This window comes from Candidatus Kinetoplastibacterium desouzaii TCC079E, from assembly GCF_000340795.1.
GTDB classification, from domain to species: Bacteria; Pseudomonadota; Gammaproteobacteria; order Burkholderiales; family Burkholderiaceae_B; genus Kinetoplastidibacterium; species Kinetoplastidibacterium desouzai.
Genome location: NC_020294.1, coordinates 599,774 through 614,086, shown reverse-complemented (window position 1 = coordinate 614,086; position 14,313 = coordinate 599,774). Strand labels below are relative to the sequence as shown.

Below are 14,313 nucleotides of genomic sequence, written 5' to 3'. Positions count from 1 at the left end.
AAAGAAAAACTTAAAAATCGTTAATAATAAATTCAATTCCTATTATATAAATTATAATGTTATTACATTAACATATTATAGATTTCTTCAATACTTTTATGCTTTAATTAAATTTGATTATACAGTACGTTAATAATCTTCTGAGTTTATTATAGTGAATATTTATATTTTATCTATTATTAATTTATCATTCAGTAATTTTACTAAAGCTGGTTTATTACATATATCATTTTTTAGGTTTGTATCTATAATTCTATATACTCCAGCAATGGCTAATAATTGTGCATCTAGTTGTGTTGTAAAAATTCTAGCTTCTGTATTTCCTTGCGCTCCAGCCATAGCTTTACCGCGTAATGGTCCATACACATGGATATTACCATCTGCTATAATCTCTGCTCCTTGACTAACCATGCCAATAATAATTAGATCTGATTTATTTGCATATATTTTTTGTCCAGATCTTAATGGTTTATCAATTAACATTGATGGTAATTTGTTTTCAATAGAATTATTTTCAATGTGATTATCTTTCTTTGTACTTTTGTTTATTAGAGTATCTAGTGGTAACAAACCACATTCTATTGCACTTTCACGATTGTTAATATTAGTAGTTACACCTATTATTTTTATGTGATATTTTTCTAATATTTCTATTATTGAATTCCAATCTATTTTTTCATTTATTTGTTGAGCATCTATAACAATATAATCATTTTTAAAGAAATGACTAGAAATTTCCATATGTTTATTTATATCGAAACATATATCATTTTTATTGGCTGTATGTAACACCAGTTTTGGAGCATAAAAATTAATAGTGGTACTTTTAAAATCAATTGAAGGTGTTGTTCTTGTCATTTTGTTATAAAGACCATGAATTTTTTAAGGTTACGATTCTATTTATTACAACATTATTATTTTTATTGCTGAATTTATCATCTAAAGCAAAATATCCTAATCTTTCAAATTGCCATTTTGTATTATTTTGTTTGATGGTATTAGGTTCCAAAAAAGCAGTAATTGTTTTTTTTGAATCTGGGTTTATGTAATCTAGAAAATTTTTATTTCCTGAGTCTGGAGACGAATCAGTGAATAAACGATCATATAAATTTACAAGTACTTTCTCAGCTTGTGTTATTGCTAACCAAGTTATAGTTCCTTTAACTTTTACGCTATTTGATCCTGGAGTTCCACTTTTTGTTTCTGGTATATATTCTGCGTATACGTTAGTAATATCACCATTGGAATTTTTTAGATATCCTGTACATTTTATTATATAGGCATATTTTAATCGAACTAAATTTCCTGGGAATAGACGAAAATAGTTTTTGATTGCTTCTTCTTGAAAATCACTTCTTTCTATCCATATTTCTTTTTCCAATATTAATTCACGCATTCCCATTTCTTTATTATGAGGGTTTGTTGGAGCATAACATATTTCTTTTTTATCATCAGGATAGTTTGTTATTGTCAATTTTATAGGGTCTAAAATTCCTATAGCTCTTGGAGCAATAGGGTCTAGGTCATCGCGTAATGATTGTTCTAAAAGACTATAATCTATAGTGGAGTCAGACTTTGATATAGATGTTCTATCACAAAATAAACGAATGGAGTTGGGAGTATATCCTCTTCGTTTTAATCCAAGTAAGGTTGGCATTCTTGGATCATCCCATCCATCGACAATACTCTCTTTAACGAGTTTGAATAGTTTTCTTTTGCTCGTAACTATATGACTTAGATTTAATCTAGAGAATTCATATTGTTTTGGTAGTGGATTTCTTAGTTTTCCTAAGTCTCTTAATTTATTAAGAAACCAATCGTAAAGAGGTTTTAAATCTTCGAATTCTAAAGTGCAAATACTATGAGTTATACCTTCTAAGGCATCTTCTATGGGATGAGCCCAATTATACATCGGGTAAATGCACCATTTATTTCCAGTTCTATGATGAAAAACATGTTTGATTCTATACATCACTGGATCTCGCATATTTATATTAGGAGATTTCATGTTTATTTTTGCTCTTAATACAAAAAGACCATCTGGATATTTTCCGTCTCTCATTTCTCTAAATATTTTAAGAGATTCTTCAGAAGGTCGATCTCTGTATGGAGAGTCAATTCCTGGTTCTGTTAATGTCCCTCTGTTTTGTTTTATCATTTCTGATGATTGTTCATCGATATAAGCGTTCTCTGATATTATTAAAGACTCTGCAAATTCATACATATATTCAAAATAGTCACTAGCGAAGTACAGGTTTTCTTTATTATTCTCAACTAGGTTAAATCCTAACCATTTTATTGCTTGTGTAATGGAATCTACATATTCTTGATCTTCTTTTTCTGGGTTTGTATCATCAAATCTAAGATGACATACGCCGTTGTATTTTTTTGCTAATCCAAAATTTATACATATGCTTTTAGCATGTCCTATATGTAGATATCCATTTGGTTCTGGAGGAAACCTAGTTCTGATTTTTGCCAAATCTATTTTCCCTTTTAATTCTTGAAATTTAGCATCACCTGGTGTTCCTGACCATAATCTATTTTCTAGACATTTACTTTGAATATCTTCATCTATTATATGAGTGAGAAAGTTTTGTTGATTTAGATGAATTGAAGAGGTATTCATATTTTTAATATATTATTTGTTTATTATTAGTAATTATAGATGATTTGATATTTATTTGATTCAGAAAATTTTTTATATTAATTTTTAAGTTGTTCTTAAATATTAATTCAGAGAGTTAGTTTCTTATAGAGGTATATTTTTCTGATTAAGACGGTTATTCATACAGTCTGCTCCAATATGATTAATTGTGGTAGAGGTTGCTACTCTTCCTCGTGGTGTTCTTTGAATATAGCCATGTTGAATTAGATATGGTTCAATCACATCCTCTATAGTATCTTTTTCTTCTCCTATGGCTGCTGCTATACTATCTATTCCTACTGGTCCTCCGTCAAATCTATATACAATGGCTTCTAATAATTTTCTATCCATTAAATCAAGGCCATGTGGATCTACTTCTAACATAGTTAATGCTTCATTAGCTATTTCGTTATTTATATTTCCTGTTGATTTCACTTCAGCATAATCTCTAACTCTTCGTAATAATCTGTTGGCTATTCTTGGTGTGCCACGTGATCTGTTGGCTATTTCATTGGCTCCTTCAGAAGTAATATTGGTTTTTAGTAACTTTGAACTTCGTAAAATAATTTTAGCTAGTTCTGTAGGATTATAAAACTCTAGACGGGAAACAATTCCGAAACGATCTCTTAGAGGATTAGTAAGCATTCCTGCACGAGTAGTTGCTCCTATTAATGTAAATGGTTGAAGATCTAATTTAACACTCCTAGCAGCAGGCCCTTCTCCTATTAAAATATCGATTTGAAAATCTTCTAAAGCAGGGTATAGAATTTCTTCAACTACAGAAGATAGCCTATGTATCTCATCTATAAAAAGAACATCATTCTTTTCCATGTTTGTTAGTATTGCTGCTAAGTCACCAGGTTTTTCTAATATTGGTCCTGAAGTTTGTCTTAGATTAGCCCCCATTTCATGGGCTATTATGTGAGCCATTGTAGTTTTACCTAGTCCAGGAGGGCCAAATAATAGCACATGATCCAAAGCTTCACTTCTTTGGCGTGCTGCTTGTATAAAAATTTTTAATTGCTCACAAGTATTTTTCTGTCCGATATATTCTAGTAAAGTTTTAGGCCTTAGAGCTTTTTCTACTTTTTCTTCTATATTAGATTTTTTTGGTGTAAGAATATTTCTATGAGAGTTTGATTCTAGATGGTCAGATTTAATGGCCATTTTTATGTCTTTCCAGATTATAGTGTATTACGTTAAAGAATACTTAATTGATTCTAGTAAATTTTATTTTCTAGCATTTAAAAGTTTAAGAGCTTGTTTTATAGCATCTTGAATATTTAAATTGTTTGAGATAAGATTCATTATAGGTAAAACCTCTCTTGATGAATAACCCAATGACACTAGAGCTTCTATTATATCTGATTTTTTACCATAGACGCTTATATTATCAGTACAGGTAGATTTTATTTTGTCTTTCATTTCCAATATTAAGCGTTCTGCTGTTTTCTGTCCAATTCCTGGAATTTTAGTTAAGGCAGATGAATTCTGATTTGTAATAACTGATATTAATTCATCGATTGTCATGTTAGATAATATTGACAAAGATGTTCTTGCTCCAACACCATTTATTTTCATGAGCAACCTAAAGAAAGTTCTTTCTTTAGTGTTATTAAATCCGAATAATATATGAGCATCCTCTCTTATTAAAAGATGTGTATACAATACAATTTTTTCTCCAATCTCAGGTAGATCCTGAATGATATTTGTAGGAACTTCTACCTCATAACCCAATCCATTTACATCTAAACAGATACTATTAGTCCATTTGTCTAGTATAATGCCAGAAAGTCTTTCTATCATATAAACATAAAAGAAGTTAAGTAAACCAAATCAATTTCACTATTATTATAAAGATTTTCACATGATTATTCTGCCATTCTTAAGTTTTCTATTGCTGGGAAGAGTTAAAGAATTCTTTAATGTAGAAATTTTATTTTGTAGTGGATTAACATGAGCATGACAAATAGCGCAAGCAAGAGCATCTGCTGAGTCTGCTGACGGCATGCCATTTAATGATAATAAGTGTTGTACCATAATTTGCATTTGTTTTTTTACAGCTCTTCCTGTTCCAACTATAGATTTTTTGATTTGAAGAGCAGTATATTCATATGCTGGTAAGTTGTTATGAGCTATTGAGCAAAAAGCAGCACCTCTTGCTTGACCAAGCAATAAAGTTGTAGATGGATTAGTATTCATAAAAATAATTTCTATTGATGCTACAGAGGGCTTTGTATCATTTATAACTTGATGAATATTATCAAAAATAACTTTTAATCTCTCAGACATTGCTATGTTCACAGGTACTACTATTGTTCCACTAGTAATATAAACTATATTAGTACCTTGTGTTTCAATAACTCCGAAGCCAGTTTTTCTTAAACCTGGATCTATTCCTAATATCCTCATTATTTTAATGTCTGAAATGTCTAATTCCTGTCATTACCATAACTATATTATGTTCGTTTGCAGCTTCTATTACATCATTGTCCTTTAGGCTTCCTCCTGGTTGAATTACACAAGATATGCCTGATTGTACTATCACATCTAAACCATCTCTAAAAGGGAAGAAGGCATCAGATGCAGCAACAGAGTTTTTTAAGCTTAGACCGGCGTTATCTGCTTTTATTGATGCAATTCTTGCTGAGTCTATACGGCTCATTTGTCCTGCGCCAACACCTAAAGTCATTCCATTTATAGCAAAAACAATTGCATTTGATTTAACAAATTTTGCAACTTTCCATGCAAACATCATGTCTTTCATTTCTTGTTCAGATGGTTGTCTTTTCGTAACAATGCGCATCTTATCCATATTAGCAATCAGATCATCTGTTGATTGCATGAGCCACCCACCACCTATTCTTTTAACATCAAAAGAATTATCAGTTACCCCAATTGGTATTTCCAATACTCTGATATTTGGTTTTTCTGATAAAAATTTCAAAGCTTCTTCATCATAAGAGGGGGCTATTAACAATTCTAAAAATTGATTGTTTATTATTGTTTTTGCAGTTTTACCATCAATAGGATTATTAAAGGCAATTATTCCACCAAAAGCCGAAGTAGGGTCTGTTTGAAAAGCCTTTGAATATGCTTCTAGTGTATCTTGTCCTATAGCAACACCGCAAGGATTTGCATGTTTTACTATTACACAAGCAGTACAGTCTGTAAAACTACGTACACATTCCCAGGCTGCATCAGCATCTGCTATATTATTGAAAGATAATTCCTTTCCTTGTATCTGCTTATAATTTCCTAATAAACCATTATTTTTTATTTCATCTACATAAAATGAAGCTGTTTGATGTGGATTTTCCCCATATCTTAAAGCTTGATGTTTTTTTGTTTGGATATTGATAACATCTGGCCATTTTTGCATTTTAGGAGATGATTGTGGATCAGGTTCCTTTTCTATTATGCTGCTAAGGTAGTTGCTAATAATGCCATCATATAATGCTGTATGTGCAAATACTTTTTTGGCTAGTTCTAACCTTAGTTGGTATGATGTATTCCCTATGAGATCTATTTCTTCTAGTACTCTAGAATAGTCTTCAGGATCAGTTACTACAGTTACACCACCTATTGCATTACCGTGATTCTTAGCGGCTGATCTCAACATAGCAGGTCCTCCTATGTCAATGTTTTCAATTGCATCAGAAAAGGAACAATTATCTTTTGAGATTGTTTCATGGAAAGGATATAGATTCACAACAAGTAAATCTATTGTGTTTATACCATGTTTTTTGATGATATCAAGGTGTTGTTGGTTGTCTCTTTTTGCAAGTATTCCGGCATGAATTTTAGGATGTAGAGTCTTTACTCTGCCATCAAGCATCTCTGGAAATGATGTGTATTCAGAAACTTCTATTACGTCTAATCCTGCTTCTTTTAGAAGTTTAGCTGTGCCTCCGGTGGAAAGCAGTCGAACATTTCTTAAAATTAAAGATTTAGCAAATTCAACAATACCATTTTTATTTGACACAGAAAGTAAGGCAGTTTCAATTTTCATAATAGTAATCATTATAAATAGGTTATTAATTTTGTAATATATTGTGAGCTAGAAGTTTTTTTCTTAGAGTGCTTCTAGTTATACCAAGTATTTCAGAAGCTTTTGATTGATTATTTCCAGTTTTCTCTAAAGCAACTTCTATAACAGGCTTTTCAACGCACAACATAACCATTTTTAGCATATCATGAGGTTCAGAGTCTCCTAAATCATTTAAATATCTTGATAGACTTACCCTTATACATTCTTCAAAAACATCTTCTTTATTCATTTTTTATAAAAGTTTTAAATTTTTATCGATTTACATTTAATCATATAGCATATATCATTTTTAACATATTAATTAATATAATTTGTTATGGATATGGTAATTAGTGATTTATTATTAAAATTAAAGTTGTTTTTCTAACCACGCATAACTTCTTCTATTTTATCAGCTGCAACAGGCACATTTCTAGTAATTATTTCACAATTTTTTTCTTTAATAAGTATAGTATCTTCAATTCTGATACCAATATTCCAAAAATGTTCTGGAACGTCACTTGATGGTTTTATATATAGACCAGGCTCTATCGTTAATAACATTCCTTCTTGTAATTCTTTCCATTGTTTGTTATCACCGTTGTTTTGACCTGAATGATAAGAGCCAACATCATGAACATCCAATCCAATCCAATGGCTTGTACTGTGTGGATAGAATTTTGTATATATCTTTTTTTCTATAATTTCATCTTTATTGCCAATTAAAATTCTTTCATCTAATAATCCTTGAGTTAAAACTTCTACTGCTTTTTTATGTGGATCATTAAAATTTTTCTTTATTTTGCAAGAATTAATTGCTGCTTTTTGTGCTGCGAGTACTATTTCATATAATGCTAATTGAGTAGAGGAGTACTTGCCATTTGCAGGGAATGTTCTAGTTATATCAGAGGCGTAACTATTAAATTCACATGCAGCGTCTATTAAAACAAGATCGCTGTTGTTTATTATTTTATTGTTAGATGTATAGTGCAGTATACAAGAGTTTTTTCCAGATGCTACGATGTTGTTGTAAGCAGGGGAGTGAGCCCCATGTTTTTTAAATTCATATAATAGTTGAGCTTCTAATTCATATTCATACATCCCAACTTTACAACTTCTTAGAATTTCCAAATGAGCATTTGCGGAAATTTGTGCTGCCATTTTCATGGTTTGTATTTCTGTATTGTCTTTTATGGATCTCATTTCATTTATGAAATTTGAAATATCATGTATATGTTTAATTTTATTATTATTTTTAGCTAATTCTTTGTTTAACAATTCAAATATTTCATGGTCTAGTTTTATGTATCTAGGAATTTCTATGTATATAGAATCATGGTCTTTTATTAAACTAGGAATAATTTTTTCAAATTCTTCTATGGGGTATGTTGTTTCAAAATTGAATATTTCTTTAGCCCTAGAAGGTCCTAGTATTTCTCCATCCCACATTTCTTTTCTTGGATCCCTAGATTTGCAGAACAGCGAGGATGAATTACCTGTTCTGTCAGTTGTTAATATTAAACATGAATCAGATTCAATAAATCCTGTTAAATAATAAAAATTACTATTATGTCTGTATTGGTGCTCATTATGAGCGTTCCTATAGCATTTCTGGGATGTTGGAATAATTATAATTCCACCACCCATTTGTTGAACTTTTTTTAATAATTCTTTTCTACGTTGTATGCATTTGTTGATATAGTGCGATGTTTTTATTAGGTCTTTATTTAACATAAAAATTCTTTGATTTGTGTTTAAGGAATTATTTTTCGTTCTTTATAGGAACAAGTCCGTGATATTTTTTACCAAAATATATGTTTGCATTAAACATTCCTGTTTTGTTACCACAATCAAATCTAATACCATCATATCTATATGCAAAAATATTTTTCTCTTTCATGAGAGATGAAATTCCATCAGTTAGTTGTATCTCGTTGTTTAATCCTGGAAGTGTTTTTTGTAAATGTTTAAATATATGTGGTTCTAAAATATATCTACCAACTACAGCAGTATTAGAAGGAGCTGTTTTTATACAAGGTTTTTCTATTATGTTAATAATTTTTGAGATTTTCTGATTTTTATATTCATTTTCTTGTGTGATGATTCCATATTTTTGTATATCTTCTAATAAAACATCTTCAACAGCTATTACGCTAGAGTCAACTTTATTAGATATATTAATTAGTTGTTTTATTGTTGGAGTATCTGCATCTATTAAATCATCTGGTAATATTACTGCAAATTTTTCGTTTTTTATTACTGGTTCAGCACTTAAAATTGCATGACCAAGTCCTAAAGGACCTGGTTGTCTGATGAATATACAGCTAGTTTTTTTTGGAACAATGCTTTTTATTGCATTTAACAGGTCAAATTTTTTTTTGTTTAAAAGATATAGCTCTAACTCTGGAGCTGTATCAAAATGATCTTCAATAGGTCTTTTATGTCTACCAGTTATAAATATTAACTCTGTTATGTCAGATTTCAGAGCTTCTTCCACAGCATATTGGATTATAGGTTTGTTGATAATAGGAAGTATTTCTTTAGGAAGTGTTTTTGTTGCTGGTAGTAGTCTACTTCCCATTCCTCCTACTGGGAAAATAGCTTTTTTAACATGGTTCATGTTTTTTGTAATTTGTTGTTTTTTATAATTAAATGGTGATTATTTACTTAGCAACATACTATTAAAATAGTATGTTGCAGTTGTTAATTGTGTTTATCATTACATCGTTTCTTATATAATCATATAATATTTTTTATAAATTCTTTATAAAATTGATTTGATTATTGTTTTTATATTTTAATACGAATAAATATTTTTTTGACCGCAAAATATTTTTTACTGTTTAACAGCGTTAAGTATAAATAATCTCTTAAATACACCTTTTTGCATTAACATAAAGTTATTAAATATCGTTTCTTGTGTATTTTTTACCGCAATAAGGACATTTGACTGTTTCTTGATTTCCTATATCTAGAATTATTCTTGGGTGCATATTCCATATTTCTTCTTTATAAGATGGACAATGTATAGTAGATTTAGTGTGGTGATTTATGTTTTCTGTGTTGTTTTGTAATATTTTCGTTTTCATTTTGCTATTTTTTGTATTATGATTCGACTGATGTTTTAGGATGTATATTGGTTATAAGAACTAACTTACGCTTTGAATATATTAACTTCATTGCAATATAAATATTATATTTTTAGGCAAAATAGTTATGTTCTAGTGTTTTTATTTATCAAGCTACATTTTATTATAAATGATAAATATGTAACAATAGTGACTTTTAATATGAATAATTATTTTGATGAATAATGTAAATGATTTTAATTTGCGCAAAGAAATAGAGAAAGATGATTCTACTTTCTCGTTTAGTGATTTTGGTCTAAACAAGATTTTATTGGATACAATAATTTCTATTGGGCATACTAAACCAACACCAATTCAAGAGAAATCTATACCATTAATCCTAGAAGGAAGGGATGTTATAGGAGCAGCGCAAACAGGCACTGGTAAAACAGCTGCTTTTGTTGTGCCTATTATCAATAGATTACTACCATTTGCTAATCCTAGCTCGTCTCCTGCGCGTCATTTATTGCGGTCTTTAATATTAGTACCCACACGTGAGTTAGCTAGTCAAGTGTATGAAAGCATTAAAATATATAGTAAGAATACTAATTTACGTAGTTTAGTATTGTTCGGAGGTACAGATCATAACTCTCAAGAAGATAAATTAAGATTAGGTTCGGAGATTCTTGTTGCTACTCCTGGAAGACTGATAGCTCATATGGAGCAAGGTAGTTTACATACTCAGAATATATCTATATTGGTTCTTGATGAGGCTGATAGAATGTTAGATATGGGTTTTATGCCTGACGTTGATAAAATAGTAAATGCTTTGCCTAAATATAAACAGATTCTTTTGTTCTCAGCTACATTTAGTAATTCTATACGTAAGATAGGTTTGTCTTATTTGAATAATCCTGTTGAGATAGATGTTACCGTGCCTAATTCTATTGCTGATACTGTTGAGCAAATTTCTTATATGGTTCCTAATCAAAATAAGTTATTAGCTATTCTGTTTATTCTTCAATCGAAACCATTGGAGTCTGTAATAATTTTTACTAATACCAAACTAGCAACTATAAAATTATCAAGTTTTTTGTTTTCAAAAAATATTAAATGTGATTCGATACATGGGGATAAAAATCAAATTGATAGAACAATAGCTTTAGAGAATTTTCGCAACGGTAGTTTAAATGTCTTAGTAGCAACAGATGTTGCGGCAAGAGGTCTTGACGTAGTTGGCGTTTCATATGTTATAAATTTTGATGTTCCTTTCAACCCTGAGGATTATGTTCATAGAATTGGTAGAACCGGAAGGGCAAATAATAAAGGTTCAGCAATATCATTATGTTCATATGAAGAAGAGACATGTTTATTAAATATAGAAAAATTTACAGGAAGCAAGATTCCACGTTTAAAATTAAACATGCCTAGTTTCTCAAATTATGATGATTCTTTTGATAAAAATAGTCTTAAAAGTTCAATTTTGTTAGATATAGATCCATTATTAGAACCTAAAAGAGTTTCTAAAAATAGAGTTGTATTACCTGCAAATTATAAGAATAGAAGAAATGAAAAGAAAATAGCTATTTTATTAGGTGGTACAGGAAGAGATTAGATTGTCAATCTAATTTTTTTCTAATTTTTCCCATATATTGGGAATGTTTGTTGATATGTTTTGGTCATTCAAATTTATATTTCCGATAATCTTTATTAAGCGATTTATATTTGTATTTACTGGACCTAGGAAAAATATTTTTCTTCTATTCTGTATTAAAATAGTTGGAAAGTCTGTTATATCTTCATCGTTTATTAAGTCTATGTTTTCTTCTACATCAATCCAATAAAAATAATGTTCGGTCATTTTTTCAGACAGTTCATGAAATTTAGATTTGTATTCACGACAAATACCACACCATTCTGCACAAAGACATGCTATTAGAAAACTATTGTCGTTATTTTTTAATAGTTCAATTTTTTTATCAGGTGTTAGTATCATACATAGGCCATAAGTTTGATATATTAACTTGTTACTGAGTTAATAGTTTTTATACATTCTTTTATAATGTTAGGTCCTTTATATATAAGTCCTGTGTATAATTGTAATGCGTTTGCTCCTGCTAACATTGTTTCTCTAGCTTGTGCTGGCGTTATTATTCCTCCAGAACCTATAATTGTTATTTCGTTACCTACTAATGATTTTAGTTTTTTTATAACTTGTAAAGAAAGTTCGTGCAATGGACTTCCTGATAATCCACCATTTTCTTTTGAAATTTTAAGATTTTTGATCATATCTCTTGAAATTGTAGTATTAGTGGCTATGATCCCATCTATTTTATTTTTTAAAATAAAATCACAAATGGTATTTATTTCTTCTGTTGTAAGATCTGGTGAGATTTTTAATGCTATAGGAACATATTTGGCATTTAAATCTGCTAATTGAAGATGTTTTTCTTTGATTTTTCTTAAAAATAAATCCAAGTGTTCTTTGTTTTGTAAACTTCTAAGATTTTTGGTATTAGGAGATGAGATATTTATAGTTATATAGTCAGCATAATTGTAAACATGTTCAAGGCAGATGTTATAATCACTGATAGCGTCATCTATAGATGTATCTAAATTTTTTCCTATATTAACTCCTAAAACTCCATTTGTTTTTTGCCATGTGCTTTTTTCTATATTTTTTATTACTTCGCTTATTCCTAGGTTATTGAAACCCATTCTGTTTATTAAAGCTTCTTTTTCAGGAATTCTGAAAAGACGTGGTTTTTTATTGCCTGCTTGTGGATAAGGAGTTACTGTTCCTATTTCAATGAAGCCAAAGCCAAGATTACCTAGTGGATCTATACATATACCATTTTTATCTAATCCTGCAGCTAAACCTATAGGATTAGCAATATCCAGGCCCATTATTTTAGTAGGAAGATACGCTGAATAGTGCGTTAACTTTCTAGTAAACCTATATTTATATAGCTGTTTTAAGGAAAATAGAGTTATATGATGAGCTGTTTCAGGATTAAATTGGAATAATATTTTTTTTACTAAAGGGTATGTATTAAAAATAATAGACATATTAAGCTTAAGGGGGGGGATAAATAGATTTTAAATTTTGCAAAGAAAGAACAAGAGAACTAAACAAAATTATTTGCTAAATGTTGGAGGCGCAAGACGGAATTGAACCGCCGTAAACGGATTTGCAATCCGCTGCATGACCACTCTGCCATTGCGCCAGTTCTAACAAAAAAATAATTAACAGGTAAAATGGAGCGGGAAACGAGTCTCGAACTCGCGACCTCAACCTTGGCAAGGTTGCGCTCTACCAACTGAGCTATTCCCGCATTTTCTAGCAATGTACATAATGTTGTCAAAAGGCTTAGGCTTTAACATTAATGTATCTATTTTTAATAATAGGTAACAATGTTAATTATTATAACTAATATATTTTTTTTTGCAAAGATTATATTTAATTAACATGCTAATATGTAGCATGTTAATTAACTTAAATAATAATTTATTATTTTTTATCTGTTATTTTATATTTTAGAGTCTTTCTAATTGAAACCTTGTTATCAAAATCTTAAAAGTTTTAATACTTTTGGAATAGACATACACACAAACAATTTTTTAACAATAAGCAAAGTTAAAGATTTAGAGTTTGTTTTTCATAATTATAATAAATATCCTAATGTTTTTATTATAGGAGGTGGTAGTAATGTTATTTTATCTCATAATGTTATTAATTCTTTGATAGTGAAATTAAATTTTTTTGGAATATCTGTTCTGTATGATAGTGATGATAGTGTTTTGATAGAAGTTGGGTCAGGTGAATCTTGGCATGAATTAGTAGATTTTTGTCTTGTTAATGGATGGTATGGTCTTGAGAATTTAGCTTTAATCCCAGGTACAGTTGGAGGTGCTCCAGTGCAGAATATAGGGGCTTATGGCGTTGAGTTTTCAAAATATTGTTATAGTGTCGTAGTTTGGGATCCTAAAAATAATATTTTTCTTGAGCTTTACTCGGATGAATGCGAATTTTCATATAGAAATAGTATTTTTAAAAACAAATCTAAAAATAATTATTTTATAGTTTCTGTGAGATTTTCTTTAGAAAAAAAATGGAAGCCAGTATTAACTTACCCTGGTTTAGTAGAAAGAATTAATGTTGATAACGTTACTCCGAGAGATGTTTTTAATGTTATTTGTGAGATTCGCAGAGAAAAAATTCCTGATCCAGCTAATATTGGGAATGTTGGTAGTTTTTTTAAGAACCCAATAGTTAACTTAGATATTCTAGAAAATTTAAAAAGAGATTTCTCAAATGTTGTTTTTTGGGATATTCCTGATAATAAATATAAAATCTCAGCTGGTTGGTTAATTTCTGTTTGTGGCTGGAAAGGTAAGTCAATAGGCCCTGTATCCGTTCATAAGAATCAAGCATTGATTTTAGTTAATAATAGCAATGCTAATTCATCACATGTTTTATATTTAGCCAAATCAATTCAGAATGATGTGTTTAATAAAACAAGTATTTATTTGGATATAGAGCCTTCGTTATTATAATTTATAGTGAT

Annotated in this window: 14 protein-coding genes and 2 tRNA genes; 2 read left to right on the top strand and 14 right to left on the bottom strand. The window is 29.6% G+C overall.

The features are described from left to right. Positions 1 to 162: 162 nt before the first annotated feature. The 10 genes from minC to CDSE_RS03970 all read right to left on the bottom strand — a co-directional run bounded on the left by minC (position 163) and on the right by CDSE_RS03970 (position 9,766). Complete coding sequence (gene minC, locus CDSE_RS02865) at positions 163 to 858, bottom strand: septum site-determining protein MinC (protein ID WP_015396505.1); 696 nt, start codon at positions 856 to 858, stop codon at positions 163 to 165. 4 nt (positions 859 to 862) lie between these two features. Next, the gene (locus CDSE_RS02860; protein WP_015396504.1) at positions 863 to 2,629 is read right to left on the bottom strand and encodes a glutamine--tRNA ligase/YqeY domain fusion protein; all 1,767 of its coding nucleotides are present in this window, start codon (positions 2,627 to 2,629) and stop codon (positions 863 to 865) included. Positions 2,630 to 2,752: 123 nt separating this feature from the next. Further along, positions 2,753 to 3,814 (bottom strand): Holliday junction branch migration DNA helicase RuvB, encoded by a 1,062-nt coding sequence (gene ruvB, locus CDSE_RS02855; protein ID WP_015396503.1) that lies wholly within the window; start codon positions 3,812 to 3,814, stop codon positions 2,753 to 2,755. Between the two features lie 63 nt (positions 3,815 to 3,877). Beyond that, positions 3,878 to 4,453, bottom strand: coding sequence for a Holliday junction branch migration protein RuvA (ruvA, locus tag CDSE_RS02850; protein ID WP_015396502.1), 576 nt, complete (start codon positions 4,451 to 4,453; stop codon positions 3,878 to 3,880). A gap of 57 nt (positions 4,454 to 4,510) precedes the next feature. Beyond that, complete coding sequence (gene ruvC / locus CDSE_RS02845) at positions 4,511 to 5,059, bottom strand: crossover junction endodeoxyribonuclease RuvC (protein ID WP_015396501.1); 549 nt, start codon at positions 5,057 to 5,059, stop codon at positions 4,511 to 4,513. 4 nt (positions 5,060 to 5,063) lie between these two features. Further along, positions 5,064 to 6,659 (bottom strand): bifunctional phosphoribosylaminoimidazolecarboxamide formyltransferase/IMP cyclohydrolase, encoded by a 1,596-nt coding sequence (gene purH / locus CDSE_RS02840; protein ID WP_015396500.1) that lies wholly within the window; start codon positions 6,657 to 6,659, stop codon positions 5,064 to 5,066. Between the two features lie 25 nt (positions 6,660 to 6,684). Continuing rightward, positions 6,685 to 6,927 carry a helix-turn-helix domain-containing protein gene (locus CDSE_RS02835; RefSeq protein ID WP_015396499.1) on the bottom strand — a complete coding sequence of 81 codons (243 nt, stop codon included), beginning with the start codon at positions 6,925 to 6,927 and terminating at the stop codon, positions 6,685 to 6,687. 134 nt (positions 6,928 to 7,061) lie between these two features. Further along, positions 7,062 to 8,411, bottom strand: coding sequence for an aminopeptidase P N-terminal domain-containing protein (locus CDSE_RS02830; RefSeq protein ID WP_015396498.1), 1,350 nt, complete (start codon positions 8,409 to 8,411; stop codon positions 7,062 to 7,064). Positions 8,412 to 8,439: 28 nt separating this feature from the next. Continuing rightward, positions 8,440 to 9,297: a UTP--glucose-1-phosphate uridylyltransferase GalU gene (galU, locus tag CDSE_RS02825; RefSeq protein ID WP_015396497.1), complete on the bottom strand. Its 858-nt coding sequence runs from the start codon at positions 9,295 to 9,297 to the stop codon at positions 8,440 to 8,442. A gap of 283 nt (positions 9,298 to 9,580) precedes the next feature. Beyond that, positions 9,581 to 9,766: a zinc-finger domain-containing protein gene (locus CDSE_RS03970; RefSeq protein WP_015396496.1), complete on the bottom strand. Its 186-nt coding sequence runs from the start codon at positions 9,764 to 9,766 to the stop codon at positions 9,581 to 9,583. 217 nt (positions 9,767 to 9,983) lie between these two features. Here CDSE_RS03970 and CDSE_RS02820 point away from each other — a divergent pair, with 217 nt between their 5' ends. Beyond that, positions 9,984 to 11,360, top strand: coding sequence for a DEAD/DEAH box helicase (locus CDSE_RS02820; protein ID WP_015396495.1), 1,377 nt, complete (start codon positions 9,984 to 9,986; stop codon positions 11,358 to 11,360). Between the two features lie 9 nt (positions 11,361 to 11,369). Here the strand turns inward: CDSE_RS02820 and CDSE_RS02815 are convergent, their stop codons facing one another. From CDSE_RS02815 to CDSE_RS02800, 4 genes are all read right to left on the bottom strand, one after another. Beyond that, on the bottom strand, positions 11,370 to 11,741 hold the full coding sequence (locus CDSE_RS02815) for a thioredoxin family protein (RefSeq protein ID WP_015396494.1): 372 nt from the start codon (positions 11,739 to 11,741) through the stop codon (positions 11,370 to 11,372). A gap of 23 nt (positions 11,742 to 11,764) precedes the next feature. Then, complete coding sequence (locus tag CDSE_RS02810) at positions 11,765 to 12,814, bottom strand: quinone-dependent dihydroorotate dehydrogenase (protein ID WP_015396493.1); 1,050 nt, start codon at positions 12,812 to 12,814, stop codon at positions 11,765 to 11,767. An 84-nt stretch (positions 12,815 to 12,898) separates the two neighbouring features. Next, a tRNA-Cys gene (locus CDSE_RS02805) sits at positions 12,899 to 12,972 on the bottom strand. A 32-nt stretch (positions 12,973 to 13,004) separates the two neighbouring features. After that, a tRNA-Gly gene (locus CDSE_RS02800) sits at positions 13,005 to 13,080 on the bottom strand. 217 nt (positions 13,081 to 13,297) lie between these two features. On the opposite strand from CDSE_RS02800, the gene murB reads away from it, so the two are divergent. Then, positions 13,298 to 14,302, top strand: coding sequence for a UDP-N-acetylmuramate dehydrogenase (gene murB, locus CDSE_RS02795; RefSeq protein WP_015396492.1), 1,005 nt, complete (start codon positions 13,298 to 13,300; stop codon positions 14,300 to 14,302). Positions 14,303 to 14,313 lie beyond the last annotated feature (11 nt).

Excerpts from the sequence above, each read along its gene's own strand:
- ruvB (WP_015396503.1), bottom strand. The coding sequence starts at position 3,814 with ATGGCCATTAAATCTGACCATCTAGAATCAAACTCTCATAGAAATATT.
- CDSE_RS02820 (WP_015396495.1), top strand. The coding sequence starts at position 9,984 with ATGAATAATGTAAATGATTTTAATTTGCGCAAAGAAATAGAGAAAGAT.
- CDSE_RS03970 (WP_015396496.1), bottom strand. The coding sequence starts at position 9,766 with ATGAAAACGAAAATATTACAAAACAACACAGAAAACATAAATCACCAC.
- CDSE_RS02815 (WP_015396494.1), bottom strand. The coding sequence starts at position 11,741 with ATGATACTAACACCTGATAAAAAAATTGAACTATTAAAAAATAACGAC.
- ruvA (WP_015396502.1), bottom strand. The coding sequence starts at position 4,453 with ATGATAGAAAGACTTTCTGGCATTATACTAGACAAATGGACTAATAGT.
- CDSE_RS02810 (WP_015396493.1), bottom strand. The coding sequence starts at position 12,814 with ATGTCTATTATTTTTAATACATACCCTTTAGTAAAAAAAATATTATTC.
- minC (WP_015396505.1), bottom strand. The coding sequence starts at position 858 with ATGACAAGAACAACACCTTCAATTGATTTTAAAAGTACCACTATTAAT.
- purH (WP_015396500.1), bottom strand. The coding sequence starts at position 6,659 with ATGAAAATTGAAACTGCCTTACTTTCTGTGTCAAATAAAAATGGTATT.
- CDSE_RS02830 (WP_015396498.1), bottom strand. The coding sequence starts at position 8,411 with ATGTTAAATAAAGACCTAATAAAAACATCGCACTATATCAACAAATGC.
- CDSE_RS02860 (WP_015396504.1), bottom strand. The coding sequence starts at position 2,629 with ATGAATACCTCTTCAATTCATCTAAATCAACAAAACTTTCTCACTCAT.
- CDSE_RS02835 (WP_015396499.1), bottom strand. The coding sequence starts at position 6,927 with ATGAATAAAGAAGATGTTTTTGAAGAATGTATAAGGGTAAGTCTATCA.
- ruvC (WP_015396501.1), bottom strand. The coding sequence starts at position 5,059 with ATGAGGATATTAGGAATAGATCCAGGTTTAAGAAAAACTGGCTTCGGA.
- galU (WP_015396497.1), bottom strand. The coding sequence starts at position 9,297 with ATGAACCATGTTAAAAAAGCTATTTTCCCAGTAGGAGGAATGGGAAGT.